This window comes from Breoghania sp. JC706, assembly GCF_037026715.1.
Taxonomy (GTDB): Bacteria; Pseudomonadota; Alphaproteobacteria; order Rhizobiales; family Stappiaceae; genus Breoghania.
Genome location: NZ_JBANCG010000003.1, coordinates 278,906 through 300,523 on the forward strand (window position 1 = coordinate 278,906; position 21,618 = coordinate 300,523).

The 21,618-nt window shown below is 65.1% G+C and carries 20 protein-coding genes and 1 tRNA gene; 14 read left to right on the forward strand and 7 right to left on the reverse strand.

Annotation, left to right across the window (positions count from 1 at the left end; all coding sequences use genetic code 11):
• Positions 1 to 176: 176 nt before the first annotated feature.
• On the reverse strand, positions 177 to 1,025 hold the full coding sequence (locus V2L18_RS07130; RefSeq protein WP_336177721.1) for an N-formylglutamate amidohydrolase: 849 nt from the start codon (positions 1,023 to 1,025) through the stop codon (positions 177 to 179).
• Positions 1,026 to 1,434: 409 nt separating this feature from the next.
• Here V2L18_RS07130 and V2L18_RS07135 point away from each other — a divergent pair, with 409 nt between their 5' ends.
• The 4 genes from V2L18_RS07135 to V2L18_RS07150 all read left to right on the forward strand — a co-directional run bounded on the left by V2L18_RS07135 (position 1,435) and on the right by V2L18_RS07150 (position 3,406).
• The gene (locus tag V2L18_RS07135; RefSeq protein ID WP_107991001.1) at positions 1,435 to 1,794 is read left to right on the forward strand and encodes a response regulator; all 360 of its coding nucleotides are present in this window, start codon (positions 1,435 to 1,437) and stop codon (positions 1,792 to 1,794) included.
• Between the two features lie 258 nt (positions 1,795 to 2,052).
• A tRNA-Val gene (locus V2L18_RS07140) sits at positions 2,053 to 2,127 on the forward strand.
• Between the two features lie 136 nt (positions 2,128 to 2,263).
• Positions 2,264 to 2,389 carry a type B 50S ribosomal protein L36 gene (gene ykgO, locus V2L18_RS07145; RefSeq protein ID WP_107991002.1) on the forward strand — a complete coding sequence of 42 codons (126 nt, stop codon included), beginning with the start codon at positions 2,264 to 2,266 and terminating at the stop codon, positions 2,387 to 2,389.
• 213 nt (positions 2,390 to 2,602) lie between these two features.
• Positions 2,603 to 3,406, forward strand: coding sequence for a tetratricopeptide repeat protein (locus V2L18_RS07150; protein WP_336177316.1), 804 nt, complete (start codon positions 2,603 to 2,605; stop codon positions 3,404 to 3,406).
• Between the two features lie 152 nt (positions 3,407 to 3,558).
• On the opposite strand, the gene pyk is transcribed toward V2L18_RS07150, so the two are convergent.
• From pyk to V2L18_RS07165, 3 genes are all read right to left on the reverse strand, one after another.
• Entirely contained in the window at positions 3,559 to 4,995 is a 1,437-nt protein-coding gene (pyk, locus tag V2L18_RS07155) for a pyruvate kinase (RefSeq protein ID WP_336177318.1), read from the reverse strand.
• Positions 4,992 to 5,480 (reverse strand): DUF1036 domain-containing protein, encoded by a 489-nt coding sequence (locus V2L18_RS07160; RefSeq protein ID WP_336177319.1) that lies wholly within the window; start codon positions 5,478 to 5,480, stop codon positions 4,992 to 4,994. Before V2L18_RS07160 ends, pyk begins: the two co-directional genes overlap by 4 nt.
• A 317-nt stretch (positions 5,481 to 5,797) precedes the next feature.
• Positions 5,798 to 6,751 (reverse strand): DMT family transporter, encoded by a 954-nt coding sequence (locus tag V2L18_RS07165; protein WP_336177320.1) that lies wholly within the window; start codon positions 6,749 to 6,751, stop codon positions 5,798 to 5,800.
• Positions 6,752 to 6,904: 153 nt separating this feature from the next.
• Between V2L18_RS07165 and V2L18_RS07170 the strand changes: the two genes are divergently transcribed.
• Both V2L18_RS07170 and V2L18_RS07175 read left to right on the forward strand, forming a co-directional pair.
• A complete protein-coding gene (locus V2L18_RS07170; RefSeq protein ID WP_336177321.1) occupies positions 6,905 to 7,747 on the forward strand; it encodes an N-formylglutamate amidohydrolase in 843 nt (280 codons plus the stop codon).
• Positions 7,748 to 7,918: 171 nt separating this feature from the next.
• Positions 7,919 to 8,188, forward strand: a complete 270-nt coding sequence (locus tag V2L18_RS07175) for a DUF2312 domain-containing protein (protein ID WP_336177323.1) — start codon at positions 7,919 to 7,921, stop codon at positions 8,186 to 8,188.
• 92 nt (positions 8,189 to 8,280) lie between these two features.
• Here the strand turns inward: V2L18_RS07175 and V2L18_RS07180 are convergent, their stop codons facing one another.
• Complete coding sequence (locus tag V2L18_RS07180) at positions 8,281 to 9,189, reverse strand: DUF3445 domain-containing protein (protein ID WP_336177325.1); 909 nt, start codon at positions 9,187 to 9,189, stop codon at positions 8,281 to 8,283.
• A 245-nt stretch (positions 9,190 to 9,434) separates the two neighbouring features.
• On the reverse strand, positions 9,435 to 11,279 hold the full coding sequence (locus V2L18_RS07185) for a M3 family oligoendopeptidase (RefSeq protein ID WP_336177326.1): 1,845 nt from the start codon (positions 11,277 to 11,279) through the stop codon (positions 9,435 to 9,437).
• A gap of 289 nt (positions 11,280 to 11,568) precedes the next feature.
• On the opposite strand from V2L18_RS07185, the gene V2L18_RS07190 reads away from it, so the two are divergent.
• From V2L18_RS07190 to V2L18_RS07225, 8 genes are all read left to right on the forward strand, one after another.
• Positions 11,569 to 13,146, forward strand: coding sequence for a sigma-54 dependent transcriptional regulator (locus tag V2L18_RS07190; protein WP_336177328.1), 1,578 nt, complete (start codon positions 11,569 to 11,571; stop codon positions 13,144 to 13,146).
• Positions 13,147 to 13,524: 378 nt separating this feature from the next.
• Entirely contained in the window at positions 13,525 to 15,258 is a 1,734-nt protein-coding gene (locus tag V2L18_RS07195; RefSeq protein WP_336177722.1) for a DUF882 domain-containing protein, read from the forward strand.
• A gap of 104 nt (positions 15,259 to 15,362) precedes the next feature.
• Positions 15,363 to 16,745, forward strand: coding sequence for an AarF/ABC1/UbiB kinase family protein (locus tag V2L18_RS07200; protein WP_336177330.1), 1,383 nt, complete (start codon positions 15,363 to 15,365; stop codon positions 16,743 to 16,745).
• Positions 16,746 to 16,867: 122 nt separating this feature from the next.
• Positions 16,868 to 17,152: an aa3-type cytochrome c oxidase subunit IV gene (locus V2L18_RS07205; RefSeq protein ID WP_336177331.1), complete on the forward strand. Its 285-nt coding sequence runs from the start codon at positions 16,868 to 16,870 to the stop codon at positions 17,150 to 17,152.
• 239 nt (positions 17,153 to 17,391) lie between these two features.
• Positions 17,392 to 18,534: a Re/Si-specific NAD(P)(+) transhydrogenase subunit alpha gene (locus V2L18_RS07210; protein WP_336177332.1), complete on the forward strand. Its 1,143-nt coding sequence runs from the start codon at positions 17,392 to 17,394 to the stop codon at positions 18,532 to 18,534.
• Positions 18,535 to 19,008 (forward strand): proton-translocating transhydrogenase family protein, encoded by a 474-nt coding sequence (locus V2L18_RS07215; protein ID WP_107990591.1) that lies wholly within the window; start codon positions 18,535 to 18,537, stop codon positions 19,006 to 19,008.
• A gap of 13 nt (positions 19,009 to 19,021) precedes the next feature.
• On the forward strand, positions 19,022 to 20,416 hold the full coding sequence (locus V2L18_RS07220; protein WP_336177334.1) for an NAD(P)(+) transhydrogenase (Re/Si-specific) subunit beta: 1,395 nt from the start codon (positions 19,022 to 19,024) through the stop codon (positions 20,414 to 20,416).
• Positions 20,417 to 20,542: 126 nt separating this feature from the next.
• Positions 20,543 to 20,929, forward strand: a complete 387-nt coding sequence (locus tag V2L18_RS07225) for a hypothetical protein (RefSeq protein ID WP_336177335.1) — start codon at positions 20,543 to 20,545, stop codon at positions 20,927 to 20,929.
• Here V2L18_RS07225 and V2L18_RS07230 read toward each other — a convergent pair.
• On the reverse strand, positions 20,926 to 21,513 hold the full coding sequence (locus tag V2L18_RS07230; RefSeq protein ID WP_336177337.1) for an NAD(P)H-dependent oxidoreductase: 588 nt from the start codon (positions 21,511 to 21,513) through the stop codon (positions 20,926 to 20,928). The genes V2L18_RS07225 and V2L18_RS07230 overlap by 4 nt on opposite strands.
• Between the last annotated feature and the right edge of the window lie 105 nt (positions 21,514 to 21,618).

Consider the following 21,618-nt stretch of genomic DNA (forward strand, 5'->3'; position numbering starts at 1 on the left):
GATTGTGCAGTGCGATATGGCTTCATATCGCAGCCCTTCTTGGGCGTTTCCTCCCTAGACTTCAGGCCGCCTCGTCAGAGCGCGGCCTTTTTTTTGTCCGCATCGCGGTTCCTGTACGTCGCCCGCCAGCGATCTCTCGGGCATGTGGCCGTGATGAGGACCTGCCCGTCGCCCGATCATTCGGCGGCAAGGGGCTGCGCGGGCAGGTCCTGGTCGGGGATGGATGTCAGGTGATGGGTGAAGGCGGCCATGTCCGCAACCACCCGCTGGAATCCCTCGTGCAGGCGATGGTTGCGCTCGTCCATGTAGAGGGCCCGGTTGATTTCCAGTTGCAGTGCATGGAGCCCCTTGGCCGGGCGCCCGTAGTGTTCAGTGATAAAGCCGCCGGCATAAGGCCGGTTGTGCGCCACCCGGTATCCCATGCCGGTGAGGATCTCGGTCGCGGCGTCGCTGAGATCGGCGGAACAGCTCGTGCCGTACCGGTCGCCGATGATGAAGTCGGGGCGCGCATGGCCGTCGTGACCGCGCACGGACGAGGGCATCGAATGGCAGTCGATGAGAACGGCGAAGCCGAAGGCGACATGGGTTTCGGCCAGTAGCCGGCGCAAGGCCCGGTGATAGGGTTTGTAGATGGTCTCGATGCGCTCGAGCCCTTCGGAGACCTCCAGCGGGCCTGAATAGATGTCCTGGCGCTCGCCCACCACGCGGGCGATCGTGCCCAGCCCGCCGGCAACCCGCACGGAGCGGATGTTTGCGAAGGGCGGCAGGCGCCCGCGAAACATCTTCGGGTCCAGTTCGTAGGGCTCGCGATTCACGTCCAGATAGGCACGCGGGAAATGGGCGCGCAGGAGCGGCGAGCCGAGGTCGACCACGCTCACGAAAAGCTCGTCCACGAAGGCGTCCTCGGAGCGGCGGATCTGCAGGGTGTCCAGCCGGGAGGCCTTGAGAAAGTCGCGCGGATAGGTGCGGCCGCTATGGGGCGAGTTGAAGACGAAGGGCAGCCGCTGCTGTGCCGGGTGGAGGATCTCCAGACAGTTCTCCTCCGTGAACGCGTCAACGAGGCGCAGGCTCGCGTCAGCCGGATATCTGTCCAAGCGCTCGTGCACGCCTTGCTCCTCGTCTCTCAATTCCCTCGCATGCCGCCATTTCCCGGCATGTGTTCGCTCTTCCCGGCACAGCCCCCGGCACGCTAGCTGGGGGGCGCCGGGATCGGACGTATCCCTCAATGCTTAACCGGACCGGGCCACCGGTAAGATAGGTGTCCACAAAGCGGTGGGCGAGTCCAGTCCGGCGGCGGCCGGGTGCAAAGCCTATCGCAGGCGGGGTGCGTGCCCCATTCCGGTTTCACCGGATGTTTACATAAATCGATCGTTATGGGATGAAAATGAGTCGAATGGCCCGCAGTGGCCGGATTTCCAAAAACGGTTGTATCAAATGTCGCGGATTCTTCTCGCGGAAGACGATAATGACATGCGGCGTTTCCTCGCCAAGGCGCTGGAGAACGCAGGTTATGACGTCGTGTCCTTCGACAACGGCATGAGCGCTTACGAGCGGATCCGCGAGGAGCCGTTCACGCTGCTGCTCACCGATATCGTCATGCCCGAGATGGACGGAATAGAGCTTGCCCGCCGCGCGACGCAGCTCGATCCCGATCTGAAGGTCATGTTCATCACGGGCTTTGCCGCAGTCGCGCTCAATCCCGATTCGAACGCACCCAAGGATGCCAAGGTGCTCTCTAAGCCTTTCCATCTGCGCGATCTGGTGAGCGAAGTGGAGCGCATGCTGGCGGCCTGAGACAGCAAGGCCTGTGCGGCGAGGACGGTATGGGCGTGCGCGGACGCAGCCCTGCCGGCATTTCCGGCGATCGGCCGACGAAGGTTTCCACAGGAGGGTACGGCGGAGGCAACCGTCTTTGAAAAAGGCGATATCCGGCCTTGCACCATGGATCGGTTCCCGCTATATCGCTCTCCACCGCGGCGGTCACGCCGCAAACCCGCCGACCGGCCGCGCTCCTTCGGGACGATGCGGCGCCGGTCGCCACCGACGAGTTTCGGGCGTGTAGCTCAGCGGGAGAGCACTACGTTGACATCGTAGGGGTCACTGGTTCAATCCCAGTCACGCCCACCATTCTACCGGCCTTTTCGCTCCCGTTCAGGGGCGGGGTTATGCCGGAAGGCAACGGGGTTCCGTTGCCCGGACGACAACATCAGGTCCTGCCGTCCGGCAGGATGGCGATAGCAATCCCGAGACGGGAACGAGTACGATGAAGATCAAGAATTCGCTCAAGGCGCTGATGGGCCGTCACCGGGAGAACCGCATGGTTCGCCGTCGTGGCCGCGTGTACATCATCAACAAGCGGAACCCGCGCTTCAAGGCCCGCCAGGGCTGAGGCCGCGCGGCCGGTCGTTCCGGCCGGCTCGTTTGACTCTCTTGCTCGACAGTTTGCAGGGCGCGCGTTTATCGCGCGCCTTTTCGCGTGGGCACGTCGCATTTGGCGCCCGCGCCTTCGGGTGTTTGTACATCACGCGCCTTTGATGGTCGTGACGAGGCTACGCAGCCTTGCGGTTTTGACCGGATGACATGGCCGGGGCATACTTTGCCCATGCGAACGACGGCCTTTCTCCTTTGCAGCTTCATTGCCGCCCCCCTGGTGGTGTCGGCCGCGGGCGTTGCGCCTGCGGCAGCCGACGAGGGCGTGCGCCTTTCCGGGTTCATTCGGGTGCAGACGGAGCTGCCGGAGGCGATGCCCTCCCAGCCGATGCCGCCGGAAATCCGGCCGGACAATCCGGACATGGATGAGACGGAGCCGCCGGTCTTCGAGGACACGCCGCTCGATCCCGGCGAGGTGCCGCTTCCCGACGATGTTCCCCAGGCCGATATTCCCGATACGGGCAAGGGCGACGCGAAGACGGCGGAAAAGCCCAGGGAGCCGGACATCGACACACTGTTTTCCATGCTTGAGACCGAAGACAGCCCTGAGGCGCGGGCGCGCACGGCGCATCGCATCCAGATGCGCTGGATCCGCTCGGGCTCCGCGACGGTCGATCTCTTGATGGCGCGCGCGGCCGCGGCGATCGAGGCGAAGAAGCCGGAACTGGCACTCGATCTGCTTGATGCAGTGGTGCGTTTCCGCCCCGACTATGCGGCGGGCTGGAACCGCCGTGCGGCCGCACATTTCATGGCGGGCGATCTCGGCAAGGCGGTGGTCGACATCGAGCGCACGCTCGCCCTGGAGCCGCGCCACTGGGGCGCGCTTGCCGGTCTGGCCGCGATCCAGAAGGCGACCGACGATGACGGCGCAGCCCTTCTCACCTACGAGCGCATCCTCGAGATCTATCCGCACGAGGAAAAGGCGGAGAAGGCGGTCGAGGAACTGCGCAAGTCCACCGGTGGAGTGGCGCTTTAGGTCCGCTCAGATAGCGAGAGCCTTCCCTTTCGTCCGATTGGCCGTCGAGCAATCTCCCAGCCTGCATATCTGCGATTCTGGCCGGATGCTGGATCATCCGGACTTCGCCGGGCAATGACGATGGGGAGGTCCGGGGGGGCGGTACGTTGGCTTCAGATGCCGCCGAGACCGTCTGAGCCGACGAAGGCGATGCGCAGCATGTTGGTGGCGCCCGGGGTTCCGAAGGGAACGCCGGCGGTGATGATGATGCGCTGGCCGGGGCGGGCGAAATTGTCCTTGAAGGCCAGCCGGCAGGCGCGGTCGACCATCTCGTTCTCGTCGCTTGCATCCTCGCTCACGACGCAATGCGTGCCCCACACCAGTGCCAGGCGGCGCGCCGTGGCAACGACGGGCGAGAGCGCGATGATCGGCGTCGCGGGGCGTTCGCGCGCCGCGCGAAGGCCGGTGGCGCCCGACGAGGTATAGCAGACGATCGCGGCCAGGTTCAGCGTCTCGGCGATCTGGCGCGCGGCGGCCGAAATCGTGTCCGCCCCGGTCGCTTCCGGTTCGGTGCGCTGGGCATGCATGATGTTGGCGTAGTTCGGGTCGCGCTCGACCTCCTCCGCCACCCGGTTCATCGTCGAAACCGCCTCGACCGGGAATTCGCCGGCCGCCGATTCCGCCGACAGCATGATCGCGTCGGCGCCCTCGAAGACGGCGTTGGCGACGTCCGACACCTCTGCGCGGGTGGGGACGGGCGATGTGATCATCGATTCCAGCATCTGGGTGGCGACCACCACCGGCTTGCCGGCGCGCCGCGCTGCCCGCGTGATCTGCTTCTGGATGCCGGGAACCTTCTCCAGCGGCATCTCCACACCAAGATCGCCGCGCGCCACCATCAGCGCATCGGAGAGTTCGATGATCTCGTTGATGCGCTCCACCGCCTGGGGCTTCTCGATCTTGGCGAGAATGCCGGCACGGCCGCGCGTGACCTTGCGCGCCTCGGCCAGATCCTCGGGGCGCTGGATGAAGGAAAGCGCGACCCAGTCCACATGCGCGTTGAGCGCGGCGTCCAGATCCTTGCGATCCTTTTCCGTCAGCGCGCCCACGGCGATGGTGGTGTCGGGAACCGAAACGCCCTTGCGGTCGGAGAGCTTGCCGCCGACCTCGACGCGGGTCGTGGCGCTGGTCGCGTCGCATTCGGTCACGACGAGCTTGATCTTGCCGTCGTCGAGCAGGAGCCGGTGGCCGGGTTCCAGCTCGGACAGGATTTCCGGGTGGGGAAGGCGCACGCGCTTGTCCGTGCCGGGCTCATCCTTGCCGTCGAGCGTGAAGGTGGCGCCCTCCTTGAGGACGACCGACTTGTCCGCGAAGGTACCGACGCGCAGCTTGGGCCCCTGTAGGTCGGCCAGAATGCCGATCGGTCGTTCGACCGCGGCCTCGACGGCGCGGATCCGCTCCACCAGCGTCTTCAGCAACGCATGGTCGGTGTGGCTCATGTTGATACGAAAGACGTCGGCACCGGCCTTGAAGAGCTTCTCGATCATCGCTTGATCGGAAGAAGACGGGCCCAGTGTAGCTAGAATTTTGACCCGTCGATTACGCTTCATCGTCCGCCAGTTCCCTGTTGAACGGGCTCGGTCAACTGAACCGTCCAGCTTCGCTGTTCGCCCGTATCGATCTCGAAAAAACCTGTCCGTTCATAACCGCGTGCAATGCAGTCCGCAATGCCGCGGATCGTGAATTCCTTTTCTCGCGTACACATGAAGGCGCGTCCGCCCCACTCTCCGCCCTGATCGTAATCGATTGCGTATACGTAATAATAACGGGAGGAGAGGTGTCCGGGGATAAGTGTCTCGCAGGTCTTGGCAGGAAGGTTCCACCAGCCCTCCGTCGCCCAGTCGGACTTGTCGCGATAGCCGATGGCGACCCCCACCTGGCTTTCCGTCTTGTTGCACAGACGCAGGTCGGCGAGGGCCGGGGATGCGCTGGAAAACGTGAGCAACAGACCGGTGGCGATGACCGGAAGGGCCCAGGCCAACGCCTCGCGAAAACGGCGCGGCGGAACCTTGTGTTTGAGGTCGAACGGTCTCATTGGCGATCGTTGTGTCCGCAGCGAAATGCTTTGTTCTTATTGCGAATGTTCCGCCCGCTTGTCAATGACGGGGCGTTGGTGGCGCCTGCACGCGACAAGCCCCGCAAGGGAGCCACGCCTTCAGCGGGCAAACATGCGCAACGTTTGTGTCCAAAGTCCGATCGATGAGGTTTCGCCCGAGAAATGAGGCGGCATCAAGGCCGTACGCAGTCGCCCTTGCATGCCGAGGGAGGCCGCGCGGCCTATTGCCCGCCTTATTCCCGGCCGGCTTTCAGCGCGGGAGGCGCGCGTGTGCGCAAACGGTCGCCTGCGAAGCGTCAATCGGCGTCGGTCGGGAGCGGGGCGGGCGCCGGGCTCGCGGCGGGGGCGGTCGCGCCGTGACGCGGTCGGGCGACCCAAATGCCGGCGAGAATCGCGCCGCCTCCAGCGAATTGCAGCGGCGTGAGCGCCTCGGCGAAGATCAGCCAGCCGAAGAAGCCGGCGGCCACCGCCTCCAGAAAGATGACCAGCGAGGAGAAGGCGGCCGACAGGTGGCCGAGCGCGAAGGCGAGCAGGCCCTGGCCGCCGGTGTGGCTGATGACGGCAAGCGCGACGAGGGCGCTGACACCGGCCCACGTGCCGGGCAGGAAGGTGTCTTCCATGATGAGGGCGGCAATGAACAGGGCGGAGGCGGTCACCAGCGTCGAGCGGTAGAGGATGAGGCCGGGGCGGGATCGGCGCCGGGCAACCCGCACGGCCAGGAAATAGCAACCGAAGAAGACCGACGTGATAATGCCGAACATGTCGCCGGTCAGGCGTTCCGGCTCCACGCGGATGGAGGAGCCGACGAGCGCGGCGGCTCCCAGCAGGCACAGACCGAGGCCCGCGACCATCGGCTTCGTCACCTTCTCGCCGATGAAGAGGCCGGAGCCCAGCAGCACCCAGACCGGCGCCATGGTGGCGAGGAAGGTGGCGTTGGCCATGGTCGTGTTGACGACGGCGAGGTGCCAGAAGATCAGGTCGCCGGCAAAGAAAAGGCCGGCGAGCAGGGTTGCGCGATCCCAGCGCGCGGGCGCGCGGCCGCCGGCCTCCAGATGCGCCCAGAGTGCCAGCAGCGGCAGCGACAGGAAAACGCGATAGAAGGCCGACGTGAACGGGCCGACCTCGGCATAGCGGACGAAGATGGGAGACGCCCCCATGGCCAACGCCCCCAGAAGCAGCGCGGCAAAGGCCGTGGCCATCGTGCCGGCCTCGGGCATCCGGATCATCGTGTTTTCGGAAGGGGGTGACATCTGCAACGGCTCCGGCTGGTGGCTGCGCCGTCCGGCGCGACAGTCGGCCGGTCTGGGAACGACTTCCGGTCTGTCGCCGTGCCGCTTGCGGGCTGGACGGCCGCCTATTCCTATGGCAAGCGATAGGCAACGTCATCCCAATTCGGACCCGATATGCAAAGCCTTTCCGGCGACGGTGCGTCGACCTCGGTTTCCGCGCGCCCTGACGAGACATTCGACCCGGTGGAGACCATTGCCGGAGACGAGGCGGGCGGCCTGCTGCTCCTTTGCGATCACGCGCGCAACGCGCTGCCGGCGGAATACGGCACCCTGGGGCTGCCGCATGCGGAACTGGAGCGCCATATCGGCTACGATATCGGCGTTGCACCGCTTACGCGCCTTCTCGCCGAGCGTCTCGGCGTCCCGGCGGTTATGACGACCTTCTCGCGCCTGCTGATCGACCCGAACCGTGGCGAGGACGACCCCACCATCGTCATGCGCATATCGGACGGCGCGCTCATTCCCGACAACGCCTATATCGGAGAGGAGGAACGCCAGCGGCGGATCGATCGCTATTACCGGCCCTATCACGAGACGGTGGCGGCGACGCTCGACCGCATGCTCGCGACGGGGCGCGTGCCGGCGATCTTTTCCATCCACTCGTTTACGCCGGTGTGGCGCGGCTGGCCGCGGCCCTGGCACGTGGGCGTCTTGTGGGACAAGGATCCGCGCATGCCGGAACCACTGCTGGCCGCGCTCGGGCGCGACCCAGCGCTTATCGTCGGCGACAACGAGCCCTATGTGGGCGCGCTCAAGAACGATACGATGTACAAGCACGGAACCTCGCGCGGGCTCGCCCATGCGCTGATCGAGGTGCGGCAGGACCTGATCGGCGACGAGGCGGGTGTTGCGGAATGGGCCGGGCGGCTGGCGCCGATCCTCGCCGAACTCAACGCTCTGGAGGCGTTGCACGAAGTCAGGCACTTCGGCTCCCGGACGGACAAGCCCGGCCGATAACCGGTTTTGGCGAAGAGCGGGGAAGGTCCCCTGGGGCAGGTGCCAGGAGACGGCGTCCTGGCTGCATTCGCGCCTTGACCGGCCACATTGTTTCTGGCACGCAAGCGGCCCGATTTTCCGGTGCGGGATAGACCGCGCCGATTCCATCAACCTTACAAGGACCCTCTCACCATGGCTGATACGGGTGGAGTTGCCGCCGACCAGCTGCGCGCCTTCGTGGAGCGTATCGAACGGCTCGAGGAAGAAAAGAAGGCGATCTCCGACGACATCAAGGACGTCTACGGAGAGGCCAAGGCGATGGGCTTTGACGTGAAGATCCTGCGCCAGGTCGTGCGCCTAAGGAAGCAGGAGCCGCACGAGCGCGAGGAGCAGGAAGCCATCCTCGATCTCTACATGCATGCGCTTGGCATGGCGCCACAGGTGGGCGGCGACGAGGAATAGGCCTCTTTGAGGCCACAACGATGCGATGAGCGGCCCCGCAAGGGGCCGTTTGCGTTTGTGGGGCCGCAACACACTCGTTCAGACGATTCCGTTCAAGCCGTCTCACCCGCAAGCTCCTGAAGCGCTGCGGCGATGCGGTCGCGTTCGTGCGTCAGACCCTTGTAAGCAAGCTGGGCGTCATCCAGCGCCAGGAGCTGAGCGCGCAGGCCTGCGGCAAGGCGTGGCCCGTCGGGGTGCCTGGCGAAGGCGGCGAACGGATCAACATGGATGCGGATGGTGAAGAGCACGTCGCCCGATTGCGGCAGGCGGCGCAGCGTCTGGCGTTCCACACGCACGAACAGGGCGTGCGTGCCGTCCTCGACCTGCGCCTCAAGCGACTTGGCGAAGGGATGGTGTAGTTCGTCGTCGCCGTAGATCGACCAGTTCAGGCGCCACACGGGCGAGGCTGGCGATATGTTGTCGAAGATGCGCGCGACGATCGCGCCCATGCGGCCGTCGTTGAAGCCGGGCACGTTGTCGTGGATCGCCGGCATCGCCTGGCCGAATTTCTCCCGCAACGACCACGACGAGGGAAAGCACAGCGCGCCGGCGACAAGCCGGTAGCCACCGGGCCCCTTGCGCATGATCACCAGATCCTCCTGCACGAGGAGCGCGGCGAGTTTCAGCGGGGCATCGGCGAAATCGTTGATCCGGTATGTCTCGCCCGTCGCCGCGATGCGGATCGCGCCGTCTTCCAGCCGGTAGAGATCGGGAAAGTGGCGGGGCAGGTGGTCGATGAGGAGCGCAAGCACTTCGGCCTGCGCCGCCAGCGTGTCGGGTTCGGCGCCGAAGACCGCCGTCTCGTCGGTGGCGAACAGGCGTGCCTTCTCGGCGAGATAGAGCGCGAGCGTGGCGTCGATCTCGATCCAGTCGTCAAGATCGAGAGGGGCGAGGCCGACCGAGAACGGCTGCTTGGAGCCGTCGAAGGGCGTGTGGGGGAAGGAGGTGCGATCAGGCGTCATGGCCCATTTTAAGGGGGCATTCGCATCGCTGCGCAAGGACCAGATGATGTTGGGGATGGAGCCAGGGGAGGACGCGGGCAGGAGGGAGAGGCCCGTAGGGCGCCACGCCTGCGCCGTCATCACCCGGCGAAGTCCGGGTGATCCATGGGCATTGCCGCTTGCGGTGCGGTGGATTGCCCGGACTTCGCCGGGCAATGACGGTGGGGAGAGCAGGCGGAACTTTCCCCGCCTCGTCCGGTGGCCGCCTAGTCCATCGCGTCCAGTTCGTCGATCATCCGCTCGATCATCGACAGGCCCTTGTTCCAGAAGGCGGGGTCGGTCGCGTCCAGTCCGAACGGGGCGAGAAGCTCGGAGTGGTGCTTGGTGCCGCCGGCCTTCAGAAGATCGAAATACTTGTCCTGGAAACCCGTCTCCGCCTCCTCGTAGACCGCGTAGAGCGAGTTCACGAGGCAGTCGCCGAAGGCATACGCGTAGACGTAGAAAGGCGAGTGGATGAAGTGCGGGATGTAGGTCCAGAAGGTCTCGTAGCCCTCAGTGAAAGTGAAAACGGGCCCGAGGCTCTCCTTCTGGACGTCGAGCCAGATCTCGCCGAGGCGTTCGGACGTCAGTTCGCCCTCGCGGCGCTCCAGATGGACGCGGCGCTCGAAGGTGTAGAAGGCGATCTGGCGCACCACCGTGTTGATCATGTCCTCCACCTTGGAGGCGAGCATGATCTTGCGGGCGTGGTCGTCCTTCGCGCCCTTCAGCAGCGAGCGGAAGGTCAGCATCTCGCCGAAGACCGAAGCCGTCTCGGCAAGGGTGAGCGGGGTGGGGGCCATGAGCGCGCCGTTCGGGCCGGCCAGCACCTGGTGGACGCCGTGGCCAAGCTCATGGGCGAGCGTCATCACGTCCCGCGTCTTGCCCTGGTAGTTGACGAGCACGTAGGGGTGGGCGGAGGGGACCGTCGGATGGGCAAACGCGCCCGGCGCCTTGCCGGCGCGCACGGGCGCATCGATCCAGCCATTGTCGAAGAAGCGCTTGGCGATGCCGGCCATGTCCGGCGAGAAGCCGGCATAGGCGTCGAGCACCGTCGCCTTCGCCTCGTCCCAGGAAATCTTGCGATCGTCCGCCTTGGGCAGCGGGGCGTTGCGGTCGTAGTGCATCAGGGTGTCGAGGCCGAGCCACTTCGCCTTCATGGTGTAGTAGCGGTGCGAAAGCCGCGGATAGGCCTCGTGCACGGCGGCGACCAGCGCATCGACCACCTCGCGCTCCACCCGGTTGGCCAGATGGCGGCTGTCGGCGACATCGGTGAAGCCGCGCCAGCGGTCGGAGATTTCCTTGTCCTTGGCCAGCGTGTTGGTAATCAGCGTAAAGGTGGAGAGGTTTTCGCCAAAGACCTTCGCCAGCGCTGACCCCGCCTCCTTGCGCTTTTCGCGGTCGGGATCCTGCAGGAAGTTGAGCGTCGCCTCCACGCCGAGTGTCTTGCCGCCGACCTCGAACTTCAGGCCGGAGATCGTCTCGTCGAAAAGCCGGTTCCAGGCCGAGCGCCCGGTCGCGGACTTCTCGTGGAAGAGCTGTTCCACCCGGTCTTCCAGCTGATAGGGGCGTTCCTTGCGGATGTCGGTGAACCAGGGCGCGTAGTGGGCAAGCTCGGCGTTCGCCAAGGCGCCGTCCAGCACCGCGTCCTCGATCCGGTTCAGCTCCAGTTCGAAGAACAGCAGGTTGGTGCCGGCAGTCGTCAGCCTGTCCTGCACATCGCCGTAGAACTTCTGGCGTTTGGGGTCGGTGGTCTGGCCGGAATAGACGAGGCCGGCAAAGGAGATCAGGCGGCCGAGCAGTTCCTGCAGCGCCTCGTAGTCCTTCACGGCCTGCGCCAGTTCCGCCGCGTTCTCGCGCGCCAGCGCCTCCAGCCTGCCCTTGTAGGTTTCCTCGAAGGCGCGCGCATCCGCGGCCGCCTTATCAAGATCCGCCTTCACGGCAGGGGCGTCCATGGCCGGGTAGAGATCGGCGAGGTTCCATTCCGGCAGAGTGCCGAGGTCGTTGGCGATGGCGCTTGCGGAGGCCGGCGCGAACGTGGGCGCGGAAGAAAGGGCGGGATCGGTCAAAGGCATGGTTGCTCCGAAAAGGACGGTCCAGGCAAGCAGCTCCGCTGTCGCCGGGGCGCTTGCAAGCGATTGGGTCGATCATGAACATAATGCCATCGGCGCCAGTTCCAACAGCAGACTGTTCGGCATGGGGCGTCAGGGCCCGTTTGCGGGAGGCGCGGCGGCAAGGTCTCCGAGCGATTTGGATATTTGTTAACCGGCGGCGATCACAATGGTTCGAAATGATACAGCTGCGGCGCGTCGATTCGAGAACGTGCTCCATCGGCGCGGCGTTGCATGGGAGATGTCTGATCGCATGAATGGACGCATTCTGATCGTCGACGATGATCCGGTCCAGCGCCGGCTTCTGGAAGAGGCGGTCACCCGCTTCGGCTATTCTGCCCGGGTGGCGGAAAACGGGGTCGAGGCGCTCAACGTGCTGCGCGCGCCGGAAGGCAGCGACATCGATCTGGTGATCCTCGATCTGGTGATGCCGGAACTCGACGGGTATGCCGTTCTGGAAAAGATGCGCGGCGAGGGCAATTCCACACCCGTCATCGTGCAGACCGCGCAGGCCGGCATCGATACGGTGGTGGGCGCCATGCGCGCCGGTGCGCAGGACTTCGTCGTCAAGCCGATCGGGCCGGAGCGGCTGGAGGTCTCCATCCGCAACGTGCTGAAGGTCTCCGCGCTGGAAGACGAGATTGTCCGCTTCCGCAAATCGGCCGCCGGCACGCTCACCTTCTCCGACATCGTCACCCGTTCGGCCTCGATGGAGCGCGTGATCCGGCTCGGCGAACGCGCCGCCTCCTCGCACATTCCGATCCTGATCGAGGGTGAATCGGGTGTGGGCAAGGAAGTGATCGCCCGCGCCATCCAGGGCCAGAGCGACCGGGCGGCCAAGCCCTTCGTCACGGTCAATTGCGGAGCGATCCCGGAAAACCTCGTGGAATCGATCCTGTTCGGTCACGAGAAGGGGGCCTTTACCGGCGCCGTCGACAAGCATGTCGGCAAGTTTCAGGAAGCCCACGGCGGCACGCTGTTTCTCGACGAGGTCGGCGAGTTGCCGCCCGACGTGCAGGTCAAGCTGCTGAGGGCCCTGCAGGAGGGCGAGATCGATCCGGTGGGCGCGCGGCGCCCGCAGAAGATCGACTTCCGGCTGATCTCGGCCACCAACCGGCGGCTGATGGATCTCGTCAAGGAAGGCCGGTTCCGCGAGGATCTCTACTATCGGCTTAACGTCTTTCCGATCTGGATCCCGCCGTTGCGCGACCGGCTGGAGGACATTCCGGAACTGACGCGCCATTTCCTGGCGCGCTTTGCCGCGGAAGAGCACAAGACGAAAGTCTCCACCGTGGCGCCGGAAACGGTGGCGCTGCTGCAGTCCTACGATTGGCCGGGCAACATCCGCCAGTTGGAGAATGCCGTCTTCCGCGCCGTCGTGCTGTGCGACGACACGTGTCTGCGGCCCGACGATTTCCCCCAGGTCCAGGCGCATTGCGCCGCACGAGGCGCGGGCGAGATGGGCAGGCGGGAGATGGGGCCGGGCGAGACGCCCGGATCCGAGCCGCGCGTCGAGGCGCCGATGATCGCGGGCGAAGCCGTGATGCCGGCCGGCGAGCGCGGCGGGGCGGGACTGTGGTCGGCTCAAGGGGGCTTTGCCGGTTTTACCGACGGTTCGGTGCCCTTCGGTTTCCTGCGCGCACTGGACAAGAACGGTCACGTCCAGACGCTGGAAAGCGTGGAACGCGACATGATCGTCACCGCGATAGACCACTATGGCGGGCGCATGGCCGAGGTTGCGCGCAGGCTCGGCATTGGACGATCGACACTCTATCGCAAGCTGAAGGACTATGGCCTGGAGGCCTCCAACGGTCAGGACGCAGCGGAATAGCAGGGGTGCGACAGGATTGCCTTCGGGTTTTCTGCCGCAAAATTGCCCGCTTGGCGTGTTGATTGGGCCGATGTCGGAGCGTGAGGCCGTCTCTCCAGCGTCAGCGGTCCATTCACCGCATCGGTTTTTCCCGCCCGATCAGGTTAGTATCGATGGAACACACGCGCGTCGCCCGCCGACAGGCGACGATTTCGTGCGCGTTCGAAATACGGTAAAAACTCGTTAACCGAGTTCGTCGTATTTTAGGGATACTCGGGGGGTGTTGGGGTGCCGGGTCCGAATGGTGGGCGATATGAAGTCGCCGCCTCGCGGCAGAACGCGAGAAAGACATTGAGCGAGTATCTGCTCCGTTTCCCGCTAAGTGCCGCGGTGCGCGCCATGTTCGTTGGCGTCGCCGTGATGCTCGTCTCCCTCGTCGGGTTCGCGTCCGCGGCCGATGCGGAGACCCGTTCCCTCAAGCTCTACAACAATCACACCGGCGAGCGCGCGACCATCGTCTTCAAGCGCAACGGTCGCTTCGTGCAGTCGGGGCTGCGCGAACTCAACCAGTTCCTGCGCGACTGGCGACGCAACGAAGCCACCAAGATGGATCCCAAGCTGTTCGATCTGATCTGGGAGGTCTATCAGAAGTCCGGGGCCAGCGATTACATCCACGTCGTTTCCGGTTATCGCTCACCGGCCACCAACAACATGCTGCGCGGCCGCTCCCGCGGTGTCGCCAAGAAAAGCCAGCACATGCGCGGCAAGGCGATGGATTTCTTCATCCCCGATGCCAATCTCGCCAAATTGCGCGCCATCGGCCTGCGCATGCAGGTGGGCGGTGTCGGTTTCTATCCCACGTCGGGATCGCCGTTCGTGCACATGGATACGGGCAACGTGCGCCACTGGCCGCGCATGACGCGCCAGCAGCTCGCCCGGGTGTTTCCGGACGGCAAGACCATCCACATTCCCACCGACGGCAAGCCGATGCCGGGATACCGGCAGGCGCTGGCGGAACTCAAGGCGCGCGGCAGCGGCACGCGCCAGGTGGTGCTGGCCTCCAATGACGACGATGACGACGATGATGCGCGGTCCTCGCGCGCCGTCGGCAACACGCGTGGCCAGTCGCTGACCAACGTCACGTCCAATCCGTCCATCCGCCCCACGCCTGTCGGCGCGAATGCTGGCGGCGGCAATACCAGCGGCAGGTCGCTGATCGCCTCGCTGTTCGGACGGGGCGGGCCTAAGCCGCCGGCCGATGTCGGCGCCGGGACGACGGCAAATGCGCCGGCCGCGCCGCAGCCCTCGCGTATCGCGCGCCAGCAGGAAAACGCGCTTCCCGGCTTGGCCGTCGCCGAGGTGACGCCGCCGGCCAAGCCGGGTGAGGCGCCCGCAGGCAGCCAAAGTGCGCCTGCGGTCGAAGTCGCCTCGCAAGAGACCGGGCCCGCGCCGGAGACGGCAACCCCGATCGTGGTGGCGGCACTGCCCCAGTCCAAACCGCAGATCCAGCGCGCCGCGCCGGTGGACGCCATCGACGCCATCGACGCGGTGGTCGATCCGGGCCGGGCGAGCGCGCCGGGTACGGTTCCCAACGCGACGCTCGCCGCCTACGCTGCCGGATCCGAGCCGGTGCCGCTGCTGAGGCCGCGACCGGCGGTTGCGCCAAACCAGCTTTCCGGCGACAGATCGATGCGCTCCGCCTCTGCGCCGCGCGCGCGCCCGTCGGCGGATGGGACCGCAGCGGCCCGCGCGAAACTGGCCCGCGCCGCCGCCTCCGGGGATAGCGCGGCCGTAGCCGCCCGCGTCGAGGCCGCCCTTTCGGAAGCGCGCGACAAGGCGCGCGAGCCGGTGCTTTCAGGTCGCATTCCGGCGGCGGCCGATACCGATCCCTTCGCGCGTCTTGCCTCTCTTCCCGCGCCCAACGACGCGCGGATGATTTCCGGCGATCACAGCACCCGCACCAGTGCGTTCGCGGATCTTCGCCATCCCGATCAGCGCAAGCTCAGCGCGCTGTTCGGCCGTCCCGCCCGGCTCTTCAACGCCGGCTTCGAACGCCAGATCTACGGGACGCTCAGGACTGATCGCTTCGACGGGCCGGCCGTGGTGGCGCTGTCGCTGGTGGTTGCGGACTGAGAGCCGTTTCCCTTGCGCGGCGCCTCTGGCTTTGGCGCTGATGTAGCCTATCTTGCATGCATCCGGGCGTTGTCCGGTCAGTCACGCACGCGAGAGGCCTTTCCATGGTATCTGACGATCGTCGCCCGCCCGACCGCGAGGCCAATCGGCTTTCCGCACGGGTGGGACGCTATGCGCGGGTGGGCACGCAGGTCGGCGGTTTCGCCGCGCGGATGGCCGGTGCGCGGATCGTCGGCGGCGGGCGCGATCACGATCGCAACGCGGCCGAACTGAAGGACATGCTCGGCGGGCTGAAGGGCCCACTGATGAAGGTCGCCCAGCTTCTCTCCACCATTCCCGATGCCGTTCCGCCGGAATACGCGGCAGAACTCGCGACGCTGCAATCGTCCGCCCCGCCGATGGGGCGAGCCTTCGTCAAGCGGCGCATGGCGGCGGAACTGGGGCGCGACTGGCGTTCGAAGTTCGCCGAATTCGACGAGACGCCGGCAGCCGCCGCCTCGCTCGGCCAGGTGCACGAGGCGCGCGCGCTCGACGGGCGCCGGCTTGCGGTCAAGCTGCAATATCCGGACATGGCCTCCGCGGTGGAGGCGGATCTCAACCAGCTCGGGCTGATCCTGTCGATCCACCGGCGCATGCGCCCGGCGATCGACACGCGCGAGATCGCGGTGGAGCTCGGCGAGCGGGTGCGCGAGGAGCTGGACTACATCCGCGAGGCCCGCCACATGGCGGCCTACCGCCAGGTTTTCGCGCAGGAGATGGCTATCCGCGTGCCGGAGGTGGTGGAGGAGCTCAGCACCGGGCGGCTGCTCGCCATGGGCTGGCTCGATGGCCGGCCGCTTCTGGACTATCGCGACCATCCGCTGGAAACGCGCAACGTCATTGCCGGCGCCATGTTCCGGGCGTGGTGGTATCCGTTCGCCCATGTCGGCCTTATCCACGGCGATCCGCATCTCGGCAACTACACGGTGTTCGAGCAGGACGGCGCTCCGGCGGGCATCAACCTGCTCGACTACGGCTGCATCCGCATCTTCCCGAGCCGCTTCGTGGCCGGCGTGGTCGATCTCTACCGCGGGCTTCTGGAAGGCGACGAGGCGCGAATCGTTCATGCCTACGAAAGCTGGGGCTTCAAGGGGCTGTCGCGGGAGCTGATCGATACGCTGAACATCTGGGCACGGTTCATCTACGGACCGCTGCTGGAGGACCGCACCCGCGCCATCGCCGACGGGGTGAGCCCGGCCGAATACGGGCGGCGGGAGGCCTTCCGGGTGCATCAGGCTCTCAAGGAGCACGGACCGGTGACGGTGCCGCGGGAATTCGTCTTCATGGATCGTGCGGCGATCGGTCTCGGCGGCGTCTTTTTGCACCTGCGCGCGGAGATGAATTTCTTCCGGCTCTTCAACGAGCAGATAGAAGACTTCGAACAGGGCAATGTAGCGCGGCGCCAGCGCGAACTGTTGCTGGGCGTGGGGCTGGAGCCGGCCGAGTAGTACCAAAAGAGAATTCCGATTGACGCTGCGGAGGGCTTGCGTTTCATATCATCGCAGTGTCTATCCTTTAGGTTCGCTCGATTGGCGGAGCGGGCCTCAAGGCATCCACGGAGGGAGGGAGAATGACTGAAAATAACGCAACGGCAATGGACTATGCCGAGCACGAAAAGACCTATGCCGGTTTTGTCGCCTTCACCAAAGTCGGCGTGATTGCCTGCATCAATGTGGTGCTGTGTCTATTGATCTTCGGCCTCGGCAGCGGCTATTCCAATCTTGCCGGCACGGTTGCCTTGCTGGCGACGATCATTGCCGCAGTCGTCGGTCTGTTCGCCGGGCACAGGGGGTGGATCCCCTCCGCCGTGGTGTTCGTGATCTCGGGTCTTCTGGCGATCCTGACCGTCGCCTGACGCGCATCCGATGCATGCCGTCTTGTGCTTGCGCGCGGTTCGGCCGCGCCGCGGCGCAATTCGACCGGAAGCGAAGGACATTCGAAGACGCGTGGCGGCGTTCCATCCGCCACCGTCAGGACACGGGCGGTCCGGATATCGATCTGGATGCGGGCCGCTTTCATATCTGACCGGGCACGGTCGGCGTGCGGCGTATGGGCCCGCGCGTGGAATACCGTGCTCCCCAAAGGGGGATGCATATGAAGATCGGGGTGCCGCTCGAACGCGACGCCGTTGAAACCCGGGTCGCCGCGACGCCGGACACGGTGAAGAAATACATTGCGCTCGGGTTCGAGGTGCTGGTGGAAAAAGGGGCCGGCAAGGCCTCGCGAATTCCGGATGCGGAGTTCAAGGACGCCGGCGCGAAAATCGTGGCCGACGCCGCCGGCGCGCTCAAGGACGCGGACGTGGTGCTGAAGGTGCGTCGTCCGACGGCGGAGGAACTCGCCGCGATGAAACCCGGCGCCCTCGTCATCGGCACGATGGATCCTTACGGTCACGAGAAGGATGTGGAGGCGATGGCCAAGGCCAATGTCGCCGCCATTGCCATGGAATTCATGCCGCGCATCACGCGCGCGCAGTCGATGGACGTGCTGTCGAGCCAGGCCAACCTGGCCGGCTACCAGGCCGTGATCGATGCGGCCTACGAATATGACCGCGCGCTGCCGATGATGATGACGGCGGCAGGCACGGTCGCCGCCGCGCGTGTTTTCGTGATGGGCGCGGGCGTTGCCGGCCTGCAGGCGATCGCCACGGCGCGTCGTCTGGGTGCGGCCGTCACCGCCACGGACGTGCGCCCCGCCGCCAAGGAGCAGGTCGAATCGCTTGGCGCCAAGTTCGTCGCGGTCGAGGACGAGGAATTCAAACAGGCGGAGACTGCCGGCGGATACGCCAAGCAGATGTCTGAAGAGTACCAGAAGAAGCAGGCCGAGCTCGTCGCCTCGCACATCGCCAAGCAGGACATCGTCATCACCACGGCGCTGATCCCGGGTCGGCCGGCGCCGCGCCTCGTTTCGAAGGAAATGGTGGCCTCGATGAAGCCGGGATCCGTGATCGTCGATCTGGCGGTGGAGCGTGGCGGCAACGTGGAAGGCGCAAAGCCCGGCAAGGTGGCGACAGTCTCCGACGTGAAGATCGTCGGTCATCTCAACGTGCCGGGCCGCATTGCGGCATCCGCCTCCGCGCTTTACGCGAAGAATCTGCTGACCTTCGTCACGACGCTGGTCGACAAGGAAACCTCCTCCTTGAAGGTCGACTGGGAAGATGAACTGGTGGCGGCGACGGTGCTGACGCGCGACGGCGCGGTGGTGCATCCGGCATTCGCGCCGAAAGGGGACGAATAAATGGCGAGCGAAATGGCACTTGAGAAGGCGCGCGCCGCCGCAGATGCGGCGGAGGCGGCTGCGGAGGCTGCCCGCGCCGCGGCGGATGCCGCGCAGACTTACGCCGATCAGGCGGCATCGGGGGCGGCGGACGCCGCAGGTGCCATCGCCCACGCGGCTTCCGGCGGGGCGATCGATCCGTTCGTCTTCCGTCTGGCGGTCTTCGTGCTGGCGATCTTCGTCGGCTACTATGTGGTGTGGTCGGTGACCCCGGCGCTTCACACGCCGCTCATGTCGGTGACCAACGCGATTTCCTCCGTGATCGTGGTCGGCGCGCTGCTCGCCGTCGGCGTCGATGCGGTGGCGGGCCAGGAGGCGAACACCGCCTGGGCCCACGGCTTCGGCTTCGTCGCGCTCATCCTCGCATCGGTGAACATATTCGGCGGGTTCCTGGTAACCAGCCGCATGCTCGCCATGTACAAGAAGAAGTCGTGAGGGGCCCGGATCAATGACAGCGAATATCGCGGCCTTTCTCTACCTGATCTCCGGCGTCCTGTTCATTCTGGCGCTGCGCGGTCTGTCCCATCCCACGACCTCGCGTCAGGGCAACTTCTTCGGCATGATCGGCATGGCGATCGCCATCCTGACCACGCTCGGTCTCGCCGTACCGTCTGGCACGGGCTGGGTGCTGATCGTGCTGGGGCTGGCCATCGGCGGCGGCATCGGCGCCTATATCGCCCGCTCCATCCCGATGACCGCCATGCCGCAGCTGGTCGCCGCCTTCCACTCGCTGGTGGGTCTGGCGGCGGTGCTGGTGGCTGCCGGCGCGCTCTATGCGCCCGAGGCCTTCGGCATCGGCGAGGTCGGCTCCATCCACGCCCAGGCGCTGATTGAAAGCTCCATCGGCGTGGCCATCGGTGCCATCACCTTCACCGGTTCCGTCATCGCCTTCCTGAAGCTCAACGGCAACATGTCGGGCAAGCCGATCCTGCTGCCGGGCCGGCACGTCATCAACATCGCGCTTGCAGCGGCGATCGTGATCCTCGTCATCGTGCTCGCGACGACAGAGAGCCATACTGTCTTCTGGCTGATCGTGATCCTGTCGCTGGTCTTCGGCGGCCTCTTGATCGTGCCCATCGGCGGCGCGGACATGCCGGTTGTGATCTCCATGCTCAACTCCTATTCGGGGTGGGCGGCGGCCGGCATCGGCTTCACGCTCGGCAACATGGCACTGATCATCACCGGCGCGCTGGTGGGTTCCTCGGGCGCGATCCTCTCCTACATCATGTGCAAGGGCATGAACCGCTCGTTCGTCTCCGTCATTCTTGGCGGCTTCGGCGGCGAGACGGCGGCTGCCGGCGGTGCGGATGCGGAAGAGCGCCCGGTCAAGCAGGGGGCGGCGGAAGACGCGGCTTACCTCATGAAGAACGCGTCCAAGGTCATCATCGTGCCGGGCTACGGCATGGCGGTCGCCCAGGCGCAGCACGCGCTTCGCGAAATGGCCGACAAGCTCAAGGCCGAGGGCGTGGAGGTGAAATACGCCATCCACCCCGTCGCCGGCCGCATGCCGGGCCACATGAACGTGCTGCTGGCGGAAGCCAACGTGCCTTATGACGAGGTGTTCGAACTCGAGGATATCAACTCCGAGTTCGCGCAGGCCGACGTCGCCTATGTCATTGGCGCCAACGACGTGACGAACCCGGCGGCGCGCGACGACCCGACCTCGCCGATCTTCGGCATGCCGATCCTTGATGTCGACAAGGCCAAGACGGTGCTGTTCGTCAAGCGCGGCATGGGCTCGGGCTATGCCGGCATCCAGAACGAGCTGTTCTTCCTCGACCAGACGATGATGCTGTTCGGCGATGCGAAGAAGATGACGGAGGAAATCGTCAAGGCGATGTGAGCCGAGGCGACTTTTCCGGAAAGACAGAAGGCCGCGTCCTGTGGGCGCGGCCTTTTTCGTTTGAAGCAATGCTTGGGATGTTCGAGTATTCGTGAAATTAATGTGACTTAAGGGATTTTGGGAAAAATGGAGTTGCCTCAAGATTCATACCGGGAATTTTCTCAAGAATATGCGAAAGGCGGAATTCGTGCCGTAATTTTCGTCAATGGGGGCGCTGCGGTGGCGACTTTGAGCCAATTGACCGCATTGTCTAATTTATTCCCGAAGTCGGCTATTGGTATAGCTCTGATTAGCTTTATTATTGGTATTTTATTCGGAGTTTTGACTTGGGTGGCTGGATTTATTTCTAATAGACATGTAGATCGAAAATTGCGAAATCAAGAAAAGACTTATCTGTCAGCAGATATCTGGATGTATATCGGGATTTTCTTGTCATTGCTGAGTATTTCCGCATTCGCCTTCGGATGCCTGAGATTGGCGGTTGCCTTCATGATTGACAATCCGGCTTGCTAATAGACCTCCCGTCCAAGCTCTCGCATCTTCTCCAGCCACTTCGCGCGGGTGGTATCATCGACCGAGGTGGCTCCGCCGAAGAGCGTCTTTCGCACCGGCGCGATTCCTGCGAGGTTCAGGGCGTTGCGCTCGAACCATTTCAGGCCGTGGGCGCGATACCAGAAGCGGTAGAGAAGCGACGGCATGCTCATCGTCGTCACCAGCCGCGCGGATCGGCCGCCGAGGCGCGCGCGGGGAAAGCCATGCGGGCCGGCCGCGTCCTCGAAGGCGATGTGGCGATGAAGGATCTGTTCGAAGAACGCCTTCGTCAGCGCCGGCAGGGTGCCGAGCCACAGCGGAAAGACAATGACGATGTGATCGGCCGTCTGGATCGCCTCTAAGGCCTGTTGCAAGCCTTCGGGAACGGGGCCGGAATACTCCGTCTCGTTGCGCAGGATGGGAAAAGCGAGGAAGGCGACCGCGATTTCCGTGATCTCGTGGCCGGCCTCCCGCGCACCTTCGGCGTAGGCCCGCCCAAGGGCATGGCAGAGGTGGCCGGGGTCCGGGTCGGGATGCCCCTGAATGAGAACGATGCGGTGTGTCATGGCCGTCGTGTCATGGCCGTCACGTCATGGGAAGCCGGCCATCGCGCGGCCCTGCGCAAGGCGGCTGCCGCAACCTTCGCACATTCGCGTTTGTGACGCATCAGG